This is a genomic window from Ruegeria sp. CG1 (assembly GCF_056537265.1).
This window is the reverse complement of sequence record NZ_JBQFRF010000002.1, coordinates 488,590-510,369: the sequence shown is the minus strand read 5'-3', so window position 1 is coordinate 510,369 and position 21,780 is coordinate 488,590. Positions and strand designations below refer to the sequence as shown.

Annotated in this window: 20 protein-coding genes; 6 read left to right on the top strand and 14 right to left on the bottom strand. The window is 57.0% G+C overall.

Features of this window, described 5'->3' with window-relative positions; all coding sequences use genetic code 11:
- Positions 1 to 34: 34 nt before the first annotated feature.
- The 12 genes from ACR0AU_RS08000 to ACR0AU_RS07945 form a co-directional block, all read right to left on the bottom strand.
- Entirely contained in the window at positions 35 to 961 is a 927-nt protein-coding gene (locus tag ACR0AU_RS08000) for a carbohydrate kinase family protein (protein ID WP_170422864.1), read from the bottom strand.
- Positions 962 to 1,000: 39 nt separating this feature from the next.
- Entirely contained in the window at positions 1,001 to 2,845 is a 1,845-nt protein-coding gene (locus ACR0AU_RS07995; RefSeq protein WP_480795519.1) for a family 1 glycosylhydrolase, read from the bottom strand.
- Between the two features lie 67 nt (positions 2,846 to 2,912).
- Positions 2,913 to 4,826, bottom strand: coding sequence for a beta-galactosidase (locus ACR0AU_RS07990; protein ID WP_480795518.1), 1,914 nt, complete (start codon positions 4,824 to 4,826; stop codon positions 2,913 to 2,915).
- Complete coding sequence (locus tag ACR0AU_RS07985) at positions 4,823 to 5,683, bottom strand: SMP-30/gluconolactonase/LRE family protein (protein WP_170511969.1); 861 nt, start codon at positions 5,681 to 5,683, stop codon at positions 4,823 to 4,825. Before ACR0AU_RS07985 ends, ACR0AU_RS07990 begins: the two co-directional genes overlap by 4 nt.
- Positions 5,680 to 6,285, bottom strand: a complete 606-nt coding sequence (locus ACR0AU_RS07980) for a 2-dehydro-3-deoxy-6-phosphogalactonate aldolase (protein ID WP_480568625.1) — start codon at positions 6,283 to 6,285, stop codon at positions 5,680 to 5,682. The genes ACR0AU_RS07985 and ACR0AU_RS07980 overlap by 4 nt, the downstream gene beginning before the upstream one ends.
- Positions 6,282 to 7,175: a 2-dehydro-3-deoxygalactonokinase gene (locus ACR0AU_RS07975; RefSeq protein WP_480795517.1), complete on the bottom strand. Its 894-nt coding sequence runs from the start codon at positions 7,173 to 7,175 to the stop codon at positions 6,282 to 6,284. Before ACR0AU_RS07975 ends, ACR0AU_RS07980 begins: the two co-directional genes overlap by 4 nt.
- Positions 7,176 to 7,179: 4 nt before the next feature.
- Positions 7,180 to 7,947: an SDR family NAD(P)-dependent oxidoreductase gene (locus ACR0AU_RS07970; protein WP_480795516.1), complete on the bottom strand. Its 768-nt coding sequence runs from the start codon at positions 7,945 to 7,947 to the stop codon at positions 7,180 to 7,182.
- The gene (locus ACR0AU_RS07965; protein ID WP_170776301.1) at positions 7,947 to 9,656 is read right to left on the bottom strand and encodes an IlvD/Edd family dehydratase; all 1,710 of its coding nucleotides are present in this window, start codon (positions 9,654 to 9,656) and stop codon (positions 7,947 to 7,949) included. The genes ACR0AU_RS07970 and ACR0AU_RS07965 overlap by 1 nt, the downstream gene beginning before the upstream one ends.
- 54 nt (positions 9,657 to 9,710) lie before the next feature.
- A complete protein-coding gene (melA, locus tag ACR0AU_RS07960; RefSeq protein WP_170732740.1) occupies positions 9,711 to 11,051 on the bottom strand; it encodes an alpha-glucosidase/alpha-galactosidase in 1,341 nt (446 codons plus the stop codon).
- A gap of 22 nt (positions 11,052 to 11,073) precedes the next feature.
- Positions 11,074 to 11,922 (bottom strand): carbohydrate ABC transporter permease, encoded by an 849-nt coding sequence (locus ACR0AU_RS07955; RefSeq protein ID WP_480795515.1) that lies wholly within the window; start codon positions 11,920 to 11,922, stop codon positions 11,074 to 11,076.
- A 1-nt stretch (position 11,923) separates the two neighbouring features.
- Positions 11,924 to 12,850, bottom strand: coding sequence for a carbohydrate ABC transporter permease (locus ACR0AU_RS07950; protein WP_170394445.1), 927 nt, complete (start codon positions 12,848 to 12,850; stop codon positions 11,924 to 11,926).
- 94 nt (positions 12,851 to 12,944) lie between these two features.
- Complete coding sequence (locus tag ACR0AU_RS07945; RefSeq protein ID WP_170394448.1) at positions 12,945 to 14,204, bottom strand: ABC transporter substrate-binding protein; 1,260 nt, start codon at positions 14,202 to 14,204, stop codon at positions 12,945 to 12,947.
- 140 nt (positions 14,205 to 14,344) lie between these two features.
- Between ACR0AU_RS07945 and ACR0AU_RS07940 the strand changes: the two genes are divergently transcribed.
- From ACR0AU_RS07940 to ACR0AU_RS07930, 3 genes are all read left to right on the top strand, one after another.
- The gene (locus ACR0AU_RS07940) at positions 14,345 to 15,139 is read left to right on the top strand and encodes an IclR family transcriptional regulator (protein ID WP_480795514.1); all 795 of its coding nucleotides are present in this window, start codon (positions 14,345 to 14,347) and stop codon (positions 15,137 to 15,139) included.
- On the top strand, positions 15,136 to 16,194 hold the full coding sequence (locus tag ACR0AU_RS07935) for an ABC transporter ATP-binding protein (RefSeq protein ID WP_480795513.1): 1,059 nt from the start codon (positions 15,136 to 15,138) through the stop codon (positions 16,192 to 16,194). The genes ACR0AU_RS07940 and ACR0AU_RS07935 overlap by 4 nt, the downstream gene beginning before the upstream one ends.
- A 63-nt stretch (positions 16,195 to 16,257) precedes the next feature.
- The gene (locus tag ACR0AU_RS07930) at positions 16,258 to 17,280 is read left to right on the top strand and encodes a trans-3-hydroxy-L-proline dehydratase (RefSeq protein WP_480795512.1); all 1,023 of its coding nucleotides are present in this window, start codon (positions 16,258 to 16,260) and stop codon (positions 17,278 to 17,280) included.
- A 37-nt stretch (positions 17,281 to 17,317) separates the two neighbouring features.
- Here ACR0AU_RS07930 and ACR0AU_RS07925 read toward each other — a convergent pair whose 3' ends face one another.
- Entirely contained in the window at positions 17,318 to 17,899 is a 582-nt protein-coding gene (locus ACR0AU_RS07925; protein ID WP_170422841.1) for a YceI family protein, read from the bottom strand.
- Between the two features lie 86 nt (positions 17,900 to 17,985).
- On the opposite strand from ACR0AU_RS07925, the gene ACR0AU_RS07920 reads away from it, so the two are divergent.
- Genes ACR0AU_RS07920 through ACR0AU_RS07910 form a run of 3 tightly spaced genes read left to right on the top strand, consistent with a single transcriptional unit; the run spans position 17,986 to position 20,395 of the window.
- A complete protein-coding gene (locus ACR0AU_RS07920) occupies positions 17,986 to 18,522 on the top strand; it encodes a sigma-70 family RNA polymerase sigma factor (protein ID WP_170422839.1) in 537 nt (178 codons plus the stop codon).
- Complete coding sequence (locus ACR0AU_RS07915; RefSeq protein WP_170596179.1) at positions 18,519 to 19,256, top strand: hypothetical protein; 738 nt, start codon at positions 18,519 to 18,521, stop codon at positions 19,254 to 19,256. The genes ACR0AU_RS07920 and ACR0AU_RS07915 overlap by 4 nt, the downstream gene beginning before the upstream one ends.
- Positions 19,257 to 19,315: 59 nt before the next feature.
- Positions 19,316 to 20,395 (top strand): helix-turn-helix domain-containing protein, encoded by a 1,080-nt coding sequence (locus tag ACR0AU_RS07910; RefSeq protein ID WP_170801691.1) that lies wholly within the window; start codon positions 19,316 to 19,318, stop codon positions 20,393 to 20,395.
- Between the two features lie 172 nt (positions 20,396 to 20,567).
- Here ACR0AU_RS07910 and ACR0AU_RS07905 read toward each other — a convergent pair whose 3' ends face one another.
- Complete coding sequence (locus tag ACR0AU_RS07905) at positions 20,568 to 21,644, bottom strand: DUF2793 domain-containing protein (RefSeq protein WP_480795511.1); 1,077 nt, start codon at positions 21,642 to 21,644, stop codon at positions 20,568 to 20,570.
- Positions 21,645 to 21,780: the final 136 nt, after the last annotated feature.

The following is a 21,780-nucleotide window of genomic DNA, read 5'->3' as shown; positions in this document are numbered from 1 at the left end:
TCTTAGCTTGAACACGGCATCGGTCTGTATACCTTCAGAGCTCCTGTGCCCAAGGCGGGTTTGCCCCCGCTCGGGATACGGTGACGGCAGCGACCTTTGCACCGTATTCAAGCGCGTCGCGAAGACTGCTTGTGGGCAAAGTGCGCAAGGCGGGTTTGTTGAGATGACCGGTTTGGCTTAGCGCGGCCAGCACACCTGCGTTGAACGTATCGCCAGCACCAACAGTATCCACGACCTTAACCTTCTGGACGGGCACGGAAACGTCCGTTCCATCAGAAAGATAGCCTGTCGCGCCATCCCCCCCTTTGGTCACGATTGCAATCGCTGGTCCTGCACGAAGCAGCAGGGGAATTTTCTCGGCATGGCTTTCGGGGCCCGGTATAATCCAATCAAGGTCTTCATCGGAAACTTTGATGATGTCGGTCTTTGCGATCATACGGTTCAAGCGGGTCCGGTATCGGGTCTGATCCTTGATAAAGCTGGGTCGAATATTGGGATCCAACATCACTGCATGATCCGCGCCATGACGATCAAGTGCGGCCGCGTACGCATCAGCGCATGGTTCGCAAGCCAGGCTGATCCCTCCGAAATACAGTGCGGAAACGCCCGGCAGTTGATCCGGCATGTCTTCGGGCCGCAGCATCCGGCCCGCCGTATTCTCATCGACAAAACTGTATGTGGCGTGCCCATCCCGCAACTGCACGAATGCAAGTGTCGTAGGACGGTCCGAGCGGATAACGTGCGAGGTCGCGACATGGCTGATCTGCAAGGCGGCGATCAACTGTTCTCCGAACATGTCCGTAGATAGCCCTGACAGAAGCCCCGTTTGAATGCCCAAACGACCCAATGCAATTGCTGTATTGAAGATCGCGCCGCCGGAATGTGGCACAAACCCTTTGCTGCCAGAAACCGTTGGTTCGGCAATCATATCGATCAGAGCTTCTCCACAGCACAGGATCATTCTGCTATCCCTCAGCCTGCTTGAAAATGCGCGGCCAAATTACCGTGCCAAGGCATTCTTACAGAAATTGTTAGCGCCAACAATGCCAAACTCATCCTGTTCTGACACATACAGGTTCATCGATTGCCGCAATTCATCGAACCGCCCACCCGCGTTGAAGGCACGCAGAAAATCCTGACCAAACAGCCAGCGGTTCTTTTCGGCCACCCCGCCAACCAGAAACACACCTCCGGATGGGATAAGAGCAACAGCAAGATCGCCCATTATGGCGCCCAGATGCTCGGTAAACATTCGCGCCGCTTTGACAGCGCAGGTATCCGAGCCGTCCTGCGCATCCTGCAGAATGTCTTTTGCCGAACGTACCACACCCTCGGGCCGACCCTCGGCCACCCCGATCGCCTGATAGAGGACCGGCAGCCCGGTTCCGCTCAGGAACATCTCGGCCTCGATGGTGAGCGTATCGTCAAAAAAGCACTCGGGTATGATCTGGCGCGCTGCGCGGAAAACCTCGACCTCGTCAAGATGGCGCGGGGACAATCCAACATGGCCGCCTTCGCCGGAAACGGTGTGAAAATGTCCTTCAGAGTAGAGCAGGGTGCCCACACCCAGCCCGGTTCCCGGCCCGACAACTAGCCGTGTCCCCAGTGGTGGAGCGGGTGAGCCCTGCAATACCTCAACATCATTCTCGGTAATCTCGGCGACTGACCATGCGGCAGCCGTGAAATCATTGATGACATAGGTATGGTGCGCGCCGGTTGCTCGGGCCAGAGCGTCTTCGGAAAGATCAAGATTGGCATTGGTCAGGCGAATGGTGCCGTCCTGAACCGGCCCCGCCCCGGCGGCGACCACAGCGCGCGGCTGTGTCCCGACCTCGTCGCACAAGCTGTGTAATGCGTCTTGCAGGTCGCTTACAGTGCCCGTGGGGTGTTTGCGAAGATCGGTCAGCGCCCCCTCGGTTACGACGCCCAATCTTGTATTGGTGCCGCCGATATCGGCCACCAGATTCCAATGTGCGTGTAACCCTCCCTTGGGTCTAACCCATGGGGCCGGCTGGGCGTCACTTGTTTGGATTGTCTGCAACGCCTCGACGTCGGTCCCGGACTGAACGAAAATGCCGTGTACCAAGGTGTCGGATTCAAGCGCGTCATGCACGCGCGCCAGCGAATGCACCAAGTCATGACCCGCATCGGCGGCTACGGTCACGAATGAAGGCAGCGATTGCTCATGTGTTGTGCGCATGAGTATGTCTATGTCAGCGCCCTCTTTCACGACTACGCTGCACCAATCAATCGGCTCGGCGATGATGGAAAAATCATCCCGCCAATTTTCGGGAAAGTGGCGGGCCAATCGATCCAGCAAAGTCTGCGGGTATTGCCCGTTGGTTATCGTATCAAGGATGAGCGGATCGACCTCTACACCCAGATTGGCCATCCCATAGCTCCGCATTTCCTGACGCGCCGCGCCCTGTGCAAGCAATTGATGGTGCAGGCTGCGGGCATTAGTGCGAGGGTCGCGTTCGATTCCGACGGACGGGTTCAAGGTAGAGATGTTGAATATCCGATCACCCATCCGAGCGACGACTGCCTCAGAAAACGCTGCAAAATAGTCGGCCATTACTCGATTGCGCCACCCGCCGATATCCTCCAGCGCTGGGGGGATATCGTTGTGATCCAGCACAATGCATGGCCGAATGCTGTGTGCCAAAAGCTGATCAATCCGCTGCTCGCACTGATCCAATGCGCGTGCATCAGGAATGCGACCGTCTGGCATGATTTGCTGCCAACGGACTGTAAAGCGGTGCATGTCTAGCCCAGTTGCCGGTTCTGCAGGGGCAGCCGCACCAAACAGAAAGCCATTGGGAAAGTCAGAACGGGTATATTTCATTGTCGCAACCTGTTGGAGCCATGACCAGCGTCACGCCATCTAACAGGTTATGTTAGCGGTATCTAGATTAACGTTTATATGAACCGCGCGTCCTGAACAGGACATCACATCCCTCGATCTGCTGGCCGTCCCATGTCACTGAATGCGCATTATAGTTGATCAGCACTTCGTGCGACTGCGTCTCGCGCCGCCGCAGCCCTTTGGGCATCGGATGGAGCGCCAGATCCGTTTTCTGGGCCGCCATGGCTATGACGCGATCCCAAAGGGCCTCATCGGGGAACCCCGCCAAATACCAAAGACCGGCACCGCCATGCAACGCCGCAGTGCCATCTGCGAAAGAAAGCAATTTTTGGGCGGAGCCTGACAAGCGCTCAACCCAATGTTCCGCAGCACCACCCCCTTCGACAATACGGGTTACGCAGGGTGGCAAAGTTTCGATCAGATCGACATGGCTGCTGAGGCCATCAAGACCTGGGCGCCCCGAATCAGGGATCTGAAAATCTGCGGTGATTGCCCCGCTGCGCGGTCCCAGAACAGCAAGATCACACCCTTGTATTAGCCTTTGTTCAAGATCGCCTAGGGCAGCCAGGCCCGGTGCTAGGATCAGATTATAGTGCTCCTTGCCGACCTCGTCCTGAGGCACGAAATCCACCGACAACCCAGCGCGCCGCAGCGCGCGGTAGGCAGAGAATACGAGCCGGAAATAGTCGAACCCCGCGCCCTGAGGCTGCGTTGTCCAGGCCCAGTCAGATGCATAATCGAAGACGATAGCAACCTGCGCATGGATAGGCTGAACCGTGCCTATCGCGGCCAGATCATCGGCGGTCTGACGCGCCTCGGCCAAACCGGGTGCTTCGTCGCCATGCGGGGTAAGTAGACCGGCATGCATCTGTTCCTGCCCGAACGGTGCTTGCCGCCAGCGGAAATAGCTGACCACTTCGGCCCCATGGGCCACCGCCTCAAGCGACCAGAGACGCACCATGCCGGGCAGGGGTGCCGGGTTGTAGGGGGCCCAGTTCACTGGACCGGGTTGCTGTTCCATGACCCACCAACGGCCTCGACCGACGGCGCGGTATAGGTCGTGGTGAAAGGCCTGCATGTCCGGATCACCCTGCTGCAGAAATGCAGTCTTGTGCGGCTCGTCCACTTCCAACCGATCCGACAGGAAGCCAATCGGATAGCTGTCCCACGTCGCGATGTCCAAATCCCTGCCTACATCGAAATGATCGAATTCCAGCACACGCCCCATGTAATTGTGCAGCAATGGTTGATCCGTTAGCGGCCGCAGCGCATCGACCTGGGCCTTGTTGAACGCCACCACTTGATCCGAACTGAACCTGCGAAACGCCAAAACGTGTGCCGGGTTGGGCTCGGTCACGGTCTGGTTCGGCAGCTCGATCTGATCGAAGCTGTTATATTCCATCGACCAGAACACATTCCCCCAGGCATCGTTCAACGCGTCGATCGAGTTGTATCGGTTCGACAGCCAGCGGTGAAAAGCATACAGCGCCGCAGCACTATAGCTGAGCGTCGTATCGTGACAGCCATATTCGTTATCGATTTGCCAAGCAGCGATATACGGGTTGCGGCCATAGCGCCGACCCATGATCTTCGTGATCCGCTTGCATTCGTCGATATAGCCGGTGTGACTAAAGCAATAATGTCTGCGTGAGCCGAACTTGCGTAGATTGCCATCAGCATCCACAGCCAGCATATCGGGATGCTTGTCCAGCATCCATCGCGGAGGTGTTGCCGTCGGGGTGCCCAGCACAATCTTCAGCCCTGCCGCACCCAAGGTTTCAATCGCGCGATCCAACCAGTCGAATTGCAGGTCTCCAGCAGTGGGTTCCATTCGGCTCCAGGCGAATTCGCCGATCCTGACCCATTTCAAGCCAGTCTCGACCATGCGCGCGGCGTCCTGAGCCCAGTTTTCTTCGGGCCAGTGTTCAGGGTAATAGCAAACGCCAAGTTCCGGCTTCATAGTATAACTCTGTGTTCAGCTTGACCTTGCGCCACATTTGGCGCGGTGAGTGTCATGCCATTCGTCGGCGTTCTTACAAGAGTGTCCGCGTCCAGCCCTTGGCGGGCGGTGGTGCAGAACAGTGTAGTCAGGTCATCACCACCAAAACTCGGGCACGAAGTGTGTTTGGCATCGAAACCAACCGCTCTCAGGAATTGACCGCCGGGCGTATAGGCTGCAACCCGGCTGGCACCCCATTGGGCGATCCAGATGTTTCCGTCGTGATCAACCACGGCACCGTCCGGGTTCAGATCTTCGCTTTGCAGGTCAAGGAAGACCGCCGCTTTTCCTATGGGCCAGCCTGTCTGCGCGTCCAGTTCCCAACGCATGACCAGCTTGGTGGCGGTATCGCTGTAATAGGCGCAGGATCGGTCCGGCGCAAAGCAAATTGCATTTGAGATGGTGATATCTCGGACCAATGGCCGTAGCTCGCCATTCCAATAGCGATAGATCGAACCTGCGCCTACTTCTGCCTGTTTGCCCATGGTGCCAATCCAGAACCCGCCCCAAGGATCGGCGCGCCCATCATTGGATCGAGTCACCGGATTGTCGACCTCAAGCGGGGCGATCAAATCTTTGGCTCGACTCTCAAGCCCAAATCGCCACAGGCCGGTTTCCGACGCGATCAGCAAAGTGTCACGGTCTACCCATCCTGCGGCTGAGACATGTTCATCGAACGCCCAGCTATGCGCTTGTTCATTTTCTCGCGTCATCAATCGCTTGCCGATGATATCGAACCAGAAAAGCTGTTGCCGTTTAGGGTGCCACAATGGCCCCTCGCCCAATTCGCAGGGGCGGTCGTCATAGACCTGACTCATCCAACGGCCTCATCATAGGCAGCAACGATTTGCCGGGCACGGTTTGCTATATCTCCAACTGACATTCCGGGCTTATAGAGCGCAGATCCAATTCCGAAGCCGTCGGCGCTGGCCTCGATCCAGGCTCCAAAGTTCTCGGGGCCTGCACCGCCCACGGCAAAGACCTGAGCACCCGGCGGCAAAACAGGGCGCAGCGCAGCCAACCCTGCAAGACCGGCAAGCGAACCGGGGAAAAGTTTTAACCCTGTAGCCCCGGCCTGGAGCGCTGCGAAGGCTTCGGTCGGGGTGAACACACCCGGCCAGCTTTGCAGCCCAAGTGCGACAGAGCGTTGGATCACGGACACATCGCAATTTGGCGAAACGATCAGTTTGCCCCCGACATCGGCAACCGCGTCAACCTGATCGGGGGTTAATACAGTGCCCGCTCCGATAAGCGCGCGGTCCCCAATCTCCGAGGCGAGAACTCGGATACTTTCCAGCGGATCGGGAGAGTTCAGCGGAACCTCAATCCGGTCAATTCCCGCTTCCAGCAGGGCGTGACCGACGGGTATTGCCTCGTCAGGGGTCAGCCCACGTAGGATGGCGATGATGGGGCGGCTCATGCGGTTTGCCTCGTTAATGTTCGGGCCTGCGACAGGCCCGCAAGTGTTGCGATTGTGGCGTCTGCGGTTTCGACCATGGCACCTTGTTGCTGCAGGGCGGTCGCGTAGGCCTTGGTCAGACTTTCCGAGCCGATGATCGCCAATTGTTGGCCCAGCCAATAGGGCCGCGATGCGGCAAGCTCGGCGCCAATCAGGAACCCTGAAAGACGGGCGCGTGCAACGCTCTTGCTTTGACCGTGCAGCAAATCAGCGGCCCGTAGCCCGAATAGGCGCGCTGCCAGCTGCTCGGGTTTCGACAGCATGTCGGCAACCGCTTCGGTAAAACTCGCGTCGTCCCAGCCCTCGTCAATTGAATGCTGCAGAACGGATTGCCCGCGCAGCAGATCAAACAACTCGCCGGTCATGAAGGTTCGGAAACTGACCACCTCTCCGGCACTGATCTGGGCCCATTTTGTATGCGTGCCGGGTAGGCAAATCACACCGTCCCAATTCTGATGCGTGCAGAGGAACCCCGCGATCTGCGTCTCTTCCCCGCGCATCACATCGGGGGGGCTGTTCTGTCTCAGCCCAGGAACGACGAAGGCCCGAATACGCGGATCGGTGTTTGGAACGCGGAAGGGTACGACCGGAATAGGCTCGGATGGAACCGCAGAATACGGGGCCTCTACCCAACCCTGTCGTGCCCCAACCATTCCGCAGGCGATCACATCTACCGGTAGCCCGGGCAGCCAATCTTCGATCAAAGCCAGCAGGGCTGCCTGAAATCCTCCGACGGCTGTGCGGGACATACCATCTGACGACGCGGCCTGTGCCAAAACGCTATCACCTTGCATGGCCCATGCCCGCAGATGAGATGTTCCCCAGTCAACAGCGATCCACTCGATATTCATAGCGTCACCCCGTTCCTACCACGCCGCCGTCAACCACCATGCACTGCCCGGTCATTGCACGGCTTGCGCTTGAAGCCAGAAACAGGGTTGGTGCGATCATGTCTTCGGGCGTCAGATGCTCTTTCAGGCTCTGGCGATCCATATGCGCAGCCAGATCTTCGGGTGTGGCCCACATGTCCAGCTGTTTCTGTGTCAGAACCCATCCCGGTGCCAGCGCGTTGACGCGAATTTTATTTGGCCCAAGTTCACGCGCCAACGAGCGTGTCATGCCGGTGATTGCCGCATTTGAACTTGTATAGATTGGATAACCTGCGTTCCCCATCAGGTAACTGATCGAACTGAAATTGATGATCGAACCGCCTTTGTCCTTCATCTGTCGCGCGGCTTCCTGACAGGCAAAATAGTAGGCCTTTAGGTTGACTTCGATCATCCAGTCCCAGAACTCGGTTGTAGTTTCTTCAAGTGAGTGCCGCTTGTCATTCGCGGCGTTGTTGACCAGCACTTTGATCGGGCCATGGGCTTCAGCTGCTTTGGCCATGGTGGCGTGCAACAGCTCGGTATCAGTCATGTCACCCTGCAGGAACAAGGGGGCGCGGCCGTGCTTTTCACGCATCTGTTCGACAAATTCACCGGCATCTGACCGACCGATAAAGGCAACTTTAGCCCCTTGGGCCATGAACCCGTCAGTCAACGCTGCACCAACGCCCGAACCGCCGCCGGTGATATAAACAGAGGCTCCGTTGAGGTCTTGAAATGTAGCAGGTTGATCCATCAGTGGCTCTCTCTCGTCACTAAGCGCGTGTCTTTGCCCACAAGGAAATCAAGGTCCGCGCCGCGATCAGCCTGCAACACGTGGTCGATATAAAGCTTCGCATACCCGCGCGAGTAATGCGGATCGTCCGGTTGCCACAGGGCGCGGCGGGCGTCCAGTTCCTTTTCGTCGACCAGCAGCTGCAGCTCGCCCTTGCTCGCGGACACGCGAATACGGTCACCGGTTTTGACCAACGCCAACGTACCACCGGCCTGAGCCTCAGGGCTGACATGCAGGATAACTGTCCCGAATGCAGTACCAGACATACGCGCGTCCGAGATCCGGATCATGTCGCGTACGCCGTCTTTGACCAGCTTGGCCGGGATCGGCATGTTCCCAACCTCGGGCATCCCTGGATAGCCCTTGGGCCCACAACCTTTGAGGACCAGAATGGTCTCAGGTGTAACTGGTAGGTCGTCGCGGTCGATATTGGCTTTCAGATCTTCGATGCTTTCAAAAACGTATGCTTCGGCCTCGGTTTCCAGCAGTGCATCTGTGGCCGCCGAAGGCTTCACGATTGCCCCGTTGGGCGCAAGATTGCCGCGCAGAACCCGCAGGCCTGCGGCGGGTTTTACCGGATCGTCAAATGGGCGGATGACGTCTGTGTTGAAACACTCAGCCCCTTCATAGTGGGCCGAGATGTCCTTGTTCAGAACTGTTCTTGCCGGGCGCAGGAAAGGTTTGAGTTCGCTCAGAACCACTGGCACGCCGCCTGCATAACAGAAGTCTTCCATCAGGTATTTGCCGGAAGGCATGCAATTGACCAGCAGGGGGATTTCTGATCCGATTTCAAAGTCTTTCAACGTCAAGTCGACACCCACGCGACCTGCAAGTGCCAACAGGTGGACCACTGCGTTTGTCGATCCTCCGACGGCCGCATTGGCGAGGATGGCATTCTCAAACGCCTCCCTGGTCAGGATATCTGATGGCTTGAGGTCCTCGTCCACCATCTCGACAATGCGCTTGCCGGTCAGATGCGCCAGCGCCATGCGGCGGGCATCAACGGCGGGCAGGGCGGCGTTGGTGGGCAGCGACATGCCCATCGCCTCAACCAATGAGGCCATAGTACTAGCGGTGCCCATAGTCATGCACACACCCGCGCTACGCGACATGCCTGATTCAGCGTTCATGAAATCCTGAAGTGTCATTTCTCCGGCACGAACAGCCTCGGAAAACTTCCAGACATCTGTGCCCGAGCCGATATCCTGACCCCGGTATTTGCCGTTCAGCATCGGGCCAGAGCTAACCACGATGGACGGTAAATCGACCGAGGCTGCACCCATCAGCTGCCCCGGGGTGGTCTTGTCGCATCCACCCAGCAGGACAACGCCGTCGATACCATAGGCGCGGATCGATTCCTCCACATCCATCGCCAGCAGGTTGCGAAACAGCATGGCGGTGGGTTTCATCTGGGTCTCGCCCAGCGACATAACGGGGAATTCCACTGGAAAGCCGCCGGCCTCCCACACGCCCCGTTTCACGACTTCGGCCAGATCACGAAGGCCCGAATTGCAGGGCGTCAGTTCCGACCATGTGTTGCAGATGCCGATGATGGGGCGCCCGTCAAAAGCGTGATCCGGAAAGCCCTGGTTTTTCATCCAGGACCGGTGAATGAACCCGTCCTTATCGAGTTTTCCGTACCAATGCTGTGAACGGCGTTTCTTGGTCATTATTGGTTCTGTCTGTCTGGCGTTGGAATTGAAAGCTTTTTTAGAAGACGAAGATCAAGCTGCGCGGGCTGGACGGCACCAATCTGGCAGCCAATCGCCATGGGCAGAAAGCAGATCGGTGACGAGGTTGCGAATTTGGCGCAGATCCAGCTCGGCCGCAGTATGGGGATCCATCATTGCGGCGTGATAGATGTATTCGGGGTTTTCTTCGGTCAGCGCGCGAACCGTTAGCTCTTGTACGTTGATCTGGGTCCGCATCAACGCGATCAGTTGTGGCGGGATATCCGTGACCACGGAAGGTTGGACGCCATTCGAGTCAACCAGACACGGCGTTTCAACCGCTGCACCTAGGGGTAGTTGCGGAATCTGACCCGTATTTGGCAGGTTGCCGTAAGCTGTGTACGGCGTGTCTGTCACGATTGCGTTCATAAGGTCGGCGGCGAATTCATGGCTTCGGGTTACTTCGATGTTCCGACCATCTGTCAGGGTCTTGGCCTGTTCCTTCCAATTGGCCACCTGCTCGACACAGCGGGTCGGGTATTCGTCCAGCGGTATGCTGAACTGTTCGATCAGGTCATTGCGACCGTCTTTGATGAACCAAGGAACGTATTCTGCAAAATGCTCGGAACTTTCGGTGCAGAAGTATCCAAGATGGTCCATCACTTCGTACCGGACTTTGTTTGGACAGCGCGGCATTAGCAGCGGAGGCTTGGGTAAATGCCCGGCGCGATAGCCCTGACGCAAAGCCGGATACAGATCGCGGCCTTGATGCTCGAGCTTGAGGAAGAACGCGACGTGATTGATACCGGCAACTTTGTAGCGAAAGTCCGCCTTGGGCAGGTCTAGATCATGCGCCAGTTCTTCGACCGTGTTCTGGACAGAATGGCACAGGCCGACATGTTTCAGATTAGGGAAGCGCTCAGCCAGAGACCAGGTGTTGATGGCCATCGGATTCACGTATTGCAGCAGCGTTGCATTGGGGCACAACTGCATCATGTCCTGCGCGACGCCCCACAGAACGGGTACAGTGCGCAGGCCGCGCATAATGCCACCAACACCCAGCGTATCGGCGATAGTCTGACGCAGGCCATATTGTTTTGGGATTTCAAAATCTGTCACCGTGCAAGGCTCATACCCGCCAACCTGAAAGGCAGTGATCACGAAATCTGCGCCGTCCAGCGCCGCGCGACGATCCGTGTGGGTTGAGACGGTTGCACCCGTGCCGACTGAGCGGATCATGGCCTTGGCCACAGCTTCGCTTTCGGCCAAGCGCACCGGATCGATATCCATCAGCGCAAAGTGGCTGTCTGCAAGGGCAGGGGTGAGCAGGGCGTCGCCCACGATGTTCTGCATGAAGATCGTGGAACCTGCACCTACAAAGGTGATCTTGGTCATGAGGTAAACCTCTGGTTTGACGTTATTTTACGGCACCGAGGGTCAGGCCCGCGATGAAGTGTTTCTGCATCAGGAAGAACATGGTAACCGGCGGCAGGGCTGCCACTATAGAACCGGCACTCATCAACTGATAAGCAGCGCGAAATTGCGCGTTGAAGCTGGTGATCCCGGCTGTCACGGGCTGGCTTTCGGCCCCTTGGGTCAGGACAACAGCCCAGAAATAGTCGTTCCAGATGAAGGTGAAAATCAGGACACTGAGTGCGGCGATGGCCGGTTTCATCAGTGGTAGAACGACGTACCAGAAGATTCGCCATTCGCTTATGCCCTCGACCCGTGCGGCCTCGATCAGTTCGAATGGCAGGGCGCGGATGAAGTTGCGCATGAAGAGCGTGCAGAACCCGGTCTGGAAGGCGATGTGGAATAGCACAAGCCCTGTTTTGGTGTTGTAAAGGCCCAACTCCAGCGTGAGATCGCGCACAGGGACCATCAGGATCTGGAAGGGTACGAAATTGCCCGCCACAAACATGAAGAAGATCCAGAGGTTCGATTTGAATTTGTAGATCCCCAGCGCGAAGCCTGTCATGCAACTGAGTGCAACGGCCCCGATTACCGTTGGTACGGTGATCAGGAACGAGTTCATCAAGTAACGTGGCATATCCGAATTGAAAAAGACCTGACCATAGTTGAACGCGCCCTCAAAACTTGACGGCATCCCCCAGTAATTCGCATTGGTGAAGTCTGCGGCAGGTTTGACCGAGAAAAGCGCGACCGCCAAAAGGGGCCCCAGCCATAGTAGCAGTGCCAGAGGCAACATCGCCTGATAGGTGATCTGCGCTGCGCGGGGTTGTTTTTCGATCGGTTTGGGAAACATCTCAGTGCCCCCTTTCTTCGCGGTACATCGACCACAGGAAGTAGGCGATGAAGCAGAGCATAATCAGGAACAAGATCACAGCGATAGCTGCGCCATATCCCATGCGGAAGCCGTATTCGGACAGCGCGACCTCGAACATGTAGTAGGCCAGCACGCGGGACGAACCAAAAGGACCGCCCTGTGTCATGATCGAGATCAGGTCAAAGCTGCGCAGCGCGCCGATGATTGTCACAACGAATGCGATGAAGGTTGCCGGGCGCAGCTGCGGCAGAATAATGTGCCACAGCATTCGCCCACCTTTTGCGCCGTCCAGACGCCCGGCTTCGATCTGTTCGGGGTCGACGGCGTTCAGGCCGGTGAGGTAGAGGATCATGCAATAGGCCGTTTGTGGCCATAGACCTGCGAAGATGATGCCGTAGGTTACGAAGCGCTCATCCCCCAGCACGTTCAGTGGACCGAGGCCAAAGAGGCTTAGGAATTCATTTAGAAGGCCGAAGGTTGGGTCGTAGAACCATGTGAATACTAGCCCAACGACGACCTGAGAGATGACGAAGGGAAAGAAGAACAAAGACTTGTAGAGGCGGATGCCCCAGACCGTCTGGTTCAGGAACAGTGCGATAAACAAGCCTGCAGGGATTGCGGCCAGATACAGGATCAGCCAGATCAGGTTGTTCTTGAGCGAGATGTAGAAAGCGTCGCGGTCCACCCATTCCCAATACAGATCTTCATAGTTGCGAAAGCCGACATATTCAGCTGCACCTAAACCGTCCCATTCATAAAGAGACAGATTGAAAGACTGAAAGACCGGGATGATCACATAGACCATGAAGAACAACAGACCCGGAGCCAAAAACAGCCAGGGCGCGATGCGCTGTTGGTTTCTGTGGAACCAGCTTTCTTGCTCGGGGGCGTCAACGGCAGCGGTCATGGGCATCTCGGATCTGGTGGGTGAAGGCGGGCTGAAGCCCGCCCTACTATTGTGCAAGGTGTAGGCCGGGCTTCAGCCCGACCCTGGACAAGATTTAGTTGTCGTAGATGCGCTCGCGCGCACGTTCCAGCTTGGCCAGAATCTTGTCAGCGTTGTCCGGCTTGACCATGAATTCCTGGAAGCCTTCCATCGACACTTTTGCCATTTCCGCTGGTGCGTCGCGGTCCCAGAACTGTGCAACACCGCCGGGGCTGTTAGACGATAGCATGACAAAGCCCTGCTGCAGGAACTTGTCGTCGTCCACTGCAGATTGCGCGTTCACAGGCAACTGGCCGAGGTTTGCACCGTTGTTGATTTCGGTCTGTTCGTCCGCAGAGACTGCGAAACGCAGGAACTCACGCGCGGCTTCCTTGTTCGAGGCATTGGCCGGGATATGGAACGTATCGGTCGGCGCGTCTTCGGCCAGTTCAACATCGGGGTTGATGGCGACAAACTGATAGAAGTCCAACTGATCGTCGGTCAGGCCTGCTTCACGCAGCGGAGCCACAGCGAAGTTACCCATCAGATAGGCGGCGGCCTCACCGTTGACCATAAAGGGCAGGGCTTCTTGCCAGCTATATGTCTGGTGGTTGTCAATGAATGCGCCCATGTCGATCAGCTGTTTCCAGTTGGCGAAGGTCTGCTTAACCCGGTCGTCTTCCCAGCTGATCTCGCCATTTGCGAGTTGATTGTGAAAGTCGAACCCGTTGGTGCGCATGTTCAGGTAGTCAAACCAGCCACCTGCTGTCCACAGGAACTTGGTGCCGATGGTATAACAGGCGCGGCCGGAATCGACGATCTTCTGGCAATTGGCCAGTTCTTCTTCCCAAGTGGTCGGCTCGGTCAGACCCAGCTCATCAAAGATGTCTTTGCGGTAATAAACGCCCCATTGATAGTAGGTGTACGGAACACCCCACTGTTTGCCATCTATGGTCATCGCACCTTTGGTCGAGGCCAGATTGTCGGCGATTTCAGGTTCAGCCCACAGGTCCGAGACGTCTTCGAAAAGACCCGCTTCAACATAAGGCTTCATCCGGTTGGCTGCATACCAGGTGGCAACGTCTGGCGTGTCAGCCGTCAGGAAGTTGCGAATCTGGGTCTTGTAGGCCTCACGGTCGATCACGGTGGTTTCGATTTCCAGACCGGGATGTTCGGCCGCGAATCGCTCGATCATCGCTTCCATCGTCGCGCGCGGCGCCGGGTTGGACGTATCGAGGAAGATTCGCAGCTCGCCGGTCAGCTCTGCCGCGACGGGCGCAGCAAGTGCCACACTGGCAGCCAAAGCAGCCGCTGTGCGCTTGAACATGGAATGCATAGTTTCCTCCCTTAAGCTTCCATATTGGTCTCAAATATTGAAACCTTGTTTTATATATTGAAAACTACACATCGACTCGGCTACTCTTGTCAAGACCCTCGTGCCCAAAGCCGAGGGAAAGTGGAGGAGAACAGGCACCCGTGGCAGGTGACGGAACAATAGGAAAAGCATGTGACGTGCTGGAACAGGTCGCGGCCTTCGAACGCCCGGTGCGGTTCGGGGAATTGCTGGAACGCAGTGAATTTCCCAAGGCGACGCTATACCGTTTTCTGCAGTCGCTAACCAATCAGGGCATGCTGCACTACGAACCGGAACGGCAGACCTATTCGCCAGGTATGCGATTGGTGCGACTGGCGCATTCGGCATGGACGCATAGCTCATTAGCTCCAATTGCGCGGCCTTTCCTGGACGCTCTCAGCGCCGAGACAGGGGAGACCGTGCACTTGGCGCAACTTGATTCCGGGCAGGTGCTTTATGTGGATAAGCGCAACGCGCAACGACCAATTGAGATGTATTCTGAGGCCGGCAAGGTCGGCCCGGCCTATTGCACAGGCGTTGGCAAAGCGATGATGGCCTATTTGGACGAGGCACAGTTGGAAAAGACGATCTCGCAACAAAGCTTTCATCGGTTCACTGACAAGACCTTGGCCTCGGAAAAGGCATTGCGGGCTGATCTCGTTAAGATCCGCAGCCGTGGTTACGCAGTTGATGATGAAGAGCATGAGCCCGGCATCATCTGCATTGCCTGCCCGATTCTGACTAACGGGGGCCGCATGTTGGGGGGCCTTTCGGTGACAGGATCGACTGGGCGAATGGATTTCGAGCAATTGCAATCTTGGGTGCCGCGCGTCCGGCGCGTCGCTGAACAGATCGGCACAGAAGCACAGGCGTGGCGGTTCCCCGAGGGCCAACAGAATAGGATGCAAGCAACATGACAGGTGTAACCCTGAAAGGCGCGATCAAACGGTATGGCCAGACACAGGTCATTCACGGGATTGATCTGCAGATTGAAGATGGTGAGTTTTGCGTATTCGTGGGCCCCTCGGGCTGCGGTAAGTCCACGCTTTTGAGGATGATCGCGGGTTTGGAAGAAACCTCGGACGGGGAAATCCATATCGGCGCACGTGAAGTCACGCATGTGGATCCTGCCAAACGCGGAGTGGCGATGGTTTTTCAAACCTATGCGCTCTATCCCCATATGACCGTGGCCGAGAACATGGGATTTGGTCTGCGGATGAACGGTGTTGCCAAGGCCGAGATCGATCAGAAGGTTCAGGAAGCGTCAAATATTCTGAAGCTCGACCAATATCTGAAACGCAAACCCAAAGCGTTGTCCGGCGGTCAGCGTCAGCGGGTCGCGATCGGGCGTGCCATTGTGCGCGGCCCCGAGGTGTTCCTGTTCGACGAACCGCTCTCGAATCTGGATGCAGAACTTCGCGTGGAAATGCGGGTTGAAATTGCGCGGCTTCATCAGGAAATTGGCGCGACGATGATCTATGTTACGCACGATCAGGTTGAGGCGATGACCATGGCCGACAAGATTGTGGTATTGCGCGACGGTCGGATTGAGCAAGTGGGAGCCCCTATGGACCTGTATCGCGACCCCGACAATAAGTTCGTGGCGGGTTTCATCGGGTCTCCTGCAATGAACTTCCTTGAGTGCGATGTCGTGGACGGCATAGTGCGGCACCCTGCACTTACTGATGATGTCCCGGTCACCGAGAGCGTTCCCAAAGGAGCGACGAAAGTAACATTGGGTATTCGCCCCGAGCATATTCAGGTGGATCGAAACGGTGACACCTGCACAGTTGATCTGACCGAAGCGCTCGGTGGTGTTTCATATTCTTATCTGCTGACGCCAAATGGCGATAAGCTGATTGTGGAAGAACGGGAAGACCAACGCAGTACGACCGGTGACCGCATCGGGCTTTCGGTTCGTCCTGAGCGTGCGATGCTGTTCGATCCCGAGACGGGTCAGCGGCTGCGATAGGGCTTGCCAGACCGGATCTGTTTTGCATGACTGCGCATTATCCATCGGCTTTTCGGAGGCTTTATGCGCAGTTCCAAAACCATCCATGTAATCTCGGCCCATGCTGAAGGCGAAGTGGGCGACGTTATCGTCGGTGGTGTCGCTCCGCCTCCGGGAGAGACGATATGGGACCAAAGGACCTTTATCGCTGAAGACCAGACATTGCGGGATTTCGTGCTGAATGAACCTCGCGGCGGTGTCTTTCGCCATGTGAATCTTCTGGTTCCACCAAAAAAACCCGAGGCGGATGCAGCGTTCATCATCATGGAACCAGAAGACACGCCACCGATGTCAGGCTCCAACTCGATTTGTGTCTCAACGGTTCTGTTGGACAGTGGCATTCTTCCGATGCACGAGCCTGAAACCCATCTGACATTGGAAGCCCCAGGAGGGTTGATCCGCGTCCGCGCCGAATGCCGCAATGGCAAGGCCGAACGTATCTTTGTGCATAATGTACCAAGTTTCGTCGACAAGCTGGATGCCCGGATCGAGGTTGAGGGCATCGGGACGTTGCGCGTGGATACCGCGTTTGGTGGCGACAGTTTTGCAATTGTCGATGCCGCCGATCTGGGTTTCGAGCTTACCCCTGATGAAGGGGCTGATCTTGCAAGGACTGGCGCGCGTATCACCGATGCCGCCAATGAGCAGCTTGGCTTCGATCACCCTTCTAAAGACTGGAGCCACATTTCGTTCTGCCAGATTGCAGGCCCGCTCGATCGTCAGGGCGATATTCTCATCGGACGTAATACTGTCGCCATCAAACCGGGTAAGCTGGATCGTTCACCTTGTGGCACCGGTGCTTCAGCCCGGATGGCGGTTTTGCTGGCCAAGGGAGAAATGACGATGACCGATCGCTACCACGCGCGTTCAGTCATCAACAGTGAATTTCGCTGCCGTATCGTAGAGCGGCATGATCTGAACGGCCGCGTGGCGATCACCCCGGAAATCTCGGGGCGAGGCTGGATTACGGGTACGCACCAGCACATGCTGGACCCCGATGACCCATGGCCTGGCGGCTATCGCCTAAGCGACACTTGGGGGGCATAAGCCGGGGCCAAATTCGACCCCGCACTTTTCTTAGGTTTCAGCCTTCGAGACTGAACATCAATCGTGCGGTCACCGGTACGGTGCGGGTGATGCTGGGTAGTTGTGCCAACTCCATCAGCTTGTCTACGCCTGCCGAAACGCCCGCATCCTCGGTGCTGATGAACACCATGTCGTTGGTTGAAACCATGACGGTATCTTCGGCCACACGCAGGACAAACATATCGGTGTAGAATTCCACCTCGGTCCCCGCCAGAGCCAGCTTCGCATCCACCTCAATCGTGTTACTGGCTCCCACATCCAGTTTCGACACTTGGTCCATATCAATATTCGCGCTCAATGTCGCGGTCGCGGCCTTGCGAAACACATACTCGATCATCCGTTCGTTACGGATGTCGATATTCGTTTCGACCGACGACAGATCGATATCGATATTAACCTTGCCATCTTCGCTGACATGACCCGAAAGGTTGGTGAAAGAATTGACCTCTCCAACATCATCGATCTTGACCGTTCCATAAGCCAGATGAGACGCATCCGGGTTTAGTGTCCAATCAGCGGCCAGACCCGGGCCTGCAATAATAGCCGACGCAATCGTGATTGTTTTGAACAGAAGTTTCATTTCTTTCCTCCAGGATCTATGACAGTTCTGACCAAGCGGGCCCAGTCCCATGTCAAAGCAAACACACACAGGTCGCGTTTTATTCGATGAGTGTTGAGATAAGCACCGAACAAGCCGTGCGCGGCGCGATCCAGACCCACTCGAAACGGGTCTGGCGGTTTGGGCTGGCTTTGTCGGGGGCGTCGGATGTTGCAGATGATCTGTTGCAGGCGACGGCGTTGAGGGCGTTGGAGAAGCACCACCAGGTCACCTCGTATGAACGGCTGGACAGTTGGCTGATGACGATCTGCCGTTCAATATGGCTAAACGAGATACGGGCGCGATCCGTAAGAAAGGCACAGGCGCTTTCAGTCACGCCCGAGGCGGAATTAGTCGCGACAGGGCCTGATTCAGAAACGAATATTTTCGCCGCTCAGGTGTTTACTCAAGTGATGCAGCTGCCAGAGGCGCAACGTGAAACGGTGATGCTTGTGTTTGTCGAAGGCTACAGCTACCGCGAAGCTGCGGATATGCTGGACGTACCCATCGGCACAATCATGAGCCGGCTTTCCAATGCCCGGCAGAAACTGAAAACCGTTATGCAGCACGATGCGGCTGACACCGTGCAACGGAGTGGCAAATGAAGTTTTCCGACGAAACACTTCTGGCCTATCTGGAAGGCAGCCTCGATGAGGCCGAAGCCCGCGCCATCGAAGACGCGGTGGCCGAGGATTCTGCACTCGAACACCGACTCATGGCGCTCGACCCATTTGCCCAGGTTGTGCAGCAGGCTTTTGAAGGCATTCCAACTGAGGCGCCTTCGATCGATCTGCCCATTCCGAGCGCTCAACAATCCAATGCCGGACCGCTCCGTTTGCTGGCGGTCGCAGCCTCAGTTGCTGTTATTGCTGCGTCTGCAACATTCTGGGCCACGCGACCACAGGCATTGGGCTGGGCGGAGCAGGCTGCGATCTATCAATCGCTTTATTCACCGGACACGATTGCCGATCTGGACAATTCTCAGCAAACGCTGGACGCGCAGTTTGTTCAGGCCGAGGCTCAGTTGGGTCGTTCACTGAACCGGGACGTGTTGGAAACTCTGCCGGGCCTTGATCTGAAACGTGCTCAGGTACTGTCGTTCAAAGGTAAACCTTTGGTGCAGGTGGTCTTTGCTGACGCTCAGGGCAATCCGGTGGCGTTTTGTGTGATCCGGCAAGGCGCGGGAGCACCGGTCAAGGATGTGAACCTTGCGGTGCTCAGTGGTCTTGCGACAGCGACATGGGCGAATGATGGCTACGGCTATATGCTGTTGGGTGGAGATGCGCAAACAGACCTGAGTGGAGAACTAAGTGTTTTGACCGAGGCGTTCTCAGGCTGAGCGACAAGAATCCGCAAAACCACTTGTGAACCGCGGTAAATGCCCGAAGAATACCCGACATGAAGCCGAACCCTCAGATACCGGACCCGGATGATGAGGCCTTGGAAGAAGGGCCGCGCAGCATCTATGACGCCGATCCGCCGGAAGACGACGATTTGTGGTTCCTTCCGCCCGACGGCGAGGAAGACCCGGGAGAATTTCTACCCTCTGTACCGAGACCGGACCAGCGTTTGCTGTTTGACCCAAGGGACTGGCGTGCGGCCCAATCCGAGTTATCAGCTGAACTTGCCGATCTGGCCGTGACATTTGGAGCTCTGGATGAACGTTTGCGCGCGGGTCCCAAGGGGTGGGGTCACCGTCTGGCCCTGATGGAGGTCTCGGATCTGGGCTGGTGGACGGGCGATCGGATCAGCGTCGACCGCCTTGCGCTTTGGACCGGTTTGCGGATCGGAGCAACCGGTGATGATGTGCAGGCTTTGTATCGGGCGGGATGGGCAGTGAGGCGGCTGTCGTCGGGTGCTGCGCCATCAGAGGGCGGCTGGGATGCGGGGCTGACCGCTTTTCTAGACCGTCAGGCCCAAGGTTTCGAAGATACACCCGAAGCAGTGATTGATCTGGCGGAAACCATGCGAAATGTCGCCGGTTTGCACCCGGTTACCCAGGCCGCCATCGGATTTCACGCGTGGCGCGCGTTGTCTTCTGGCATTGGACAAGATACCGAGGCCGCTGTCATCGCGGCCCGTCATGCCTCCGCGATGGGTCGAGGTGGCGCATTGTTCATGCCGCTTTCTCTGTCGGGCCCAGGTGCATTGCGGGGGGCAGGATCGTTGGACGAGAAACTTTCGGCTTGGATTCAGGGGGCAGGCCAGGCCTCACTTGCGGCTTTGCTGCATTTGGACCGGATCAGCGCTTGGGAAGGGCGCGCCCGCGACGCCATTTCGGACCTAAGCGGTCGTACCCCACCCGTGCTGATTGATGCATTGACGGCTTGGCCGATGGTTTCCGCCCCGCTGGCCGAAGAACTGACCCATGCCTCGCGTGCAGCGGCACAGCGAAATCTGGACAAATTCAGCGATAGGGGGCTAATCCGCGAAGTAACCGGGCAGGGTCGATATCGCGTATGGACGGCGGCCTTGTAACTGGCCTTGATCTGCCGCTTTCACAAAGAGTGAAATGATAGGGTTGTTAGCTGGGTTCCTGGTATCGATCTTGGGTACAGGATAAGACAGATCTTTGCGTGTTGTCTGGATCGGTCAGAAACCAATTTGCAAGAACGATAACCGTCCGGGCGATGGCCCGAACGGTCTTTATTCAGTACCAACGTCCGACTGCGATCACTGTTGGCGCTATACTGGTAGCGTCCAAGGATGGAGCCATCACCTGATACGTCGCTTGAGTTTCTGAAGGTGCGTCAAACCCCATAAATCGGCCAATACCGCCGCCGTTCCCGCTGAGAGCGGGAGAACTGCTGTCAGCAAAGGCAATAGGGAAATCCCAATTGGCGGTACCGCTGGCGAACATACTACCAGTTGCGGTCGTGCAGGCCACCGCACCTAGAACGGCGGTGCAAATCTGGGTTCCGTCAGCAAAGCGCGTGTAGTCACCATTTGCCTTGCTGCCCCTCTCGATCACCGCTCCGCTGGGTACACCGCTGCTTTCGGATACGGTGCCCAGCACATTGCCCGGTCCGTACCCGTAATCTGCCCGCATCAGGCGACCCGAGGTGGTGTCATCGGCGCTGCTTTGCACAGCCGCTCCGCTGGCTGTTCCGGTTGTGGCGTCAAACCGCAAAGCATCGACCCAGCTTCCGCCATCCTGCGAGACCTTGATTGAAAAATTTGTATCGCCGGATAGGCCCATTTCGGCATGGCCGGTCCAGTTCGATTGAAACAGCAGCGAGGCAGTATCACCGGCACCAGCCTTGTTGATCTTGAGTTGGTGGCCAGCGCCCTCATGCGTCAACAAGGTGGCAGGGCTACGTACGGCCAGACGGTTTGTGCTGTCTGATCCGGTTGCGATGCCGATCCCGGAAAGGTTCTGTGTATTGACCGGCGGGTCGATCCACGCCGACCCGTCCCAGACTTTCAACAGCCCTGCATTTTGATCCCAAGCCCGCCAGCCCATGTCGGGCGTCAAGAAATGCCACCCGTTGTCCAACCAAGCCGCCAGTTTTCCATCCTGTCCGGACCATGCCGCGGTCGGAGACGTGCCCAATGCATAGGTTTCACCCTGATCAGGAGCAGCTGGTGGGATAGTCGCGTTAACGGACGCAACGCTTAGCTGCACCACCAGATCTAGCGCACGCAGCGCTTCGTTATGGGTCACATGTTTTTGGGCCTGCGCGGGTTGCAGATAGGGCAGATTTAGACGGGGAGAGTTCTGTGGCATGGGCATCCTCCTGTGGTGTCGGTCCGATGATGATTGCGCGCCACACTGCCGTGATGTGCGTAAATCCCGCCTGACCCAGCCGAACGCCCAGGTTTCGAATTTTTAAGATTTGGTCTCAGAAATATGGAGACATCTG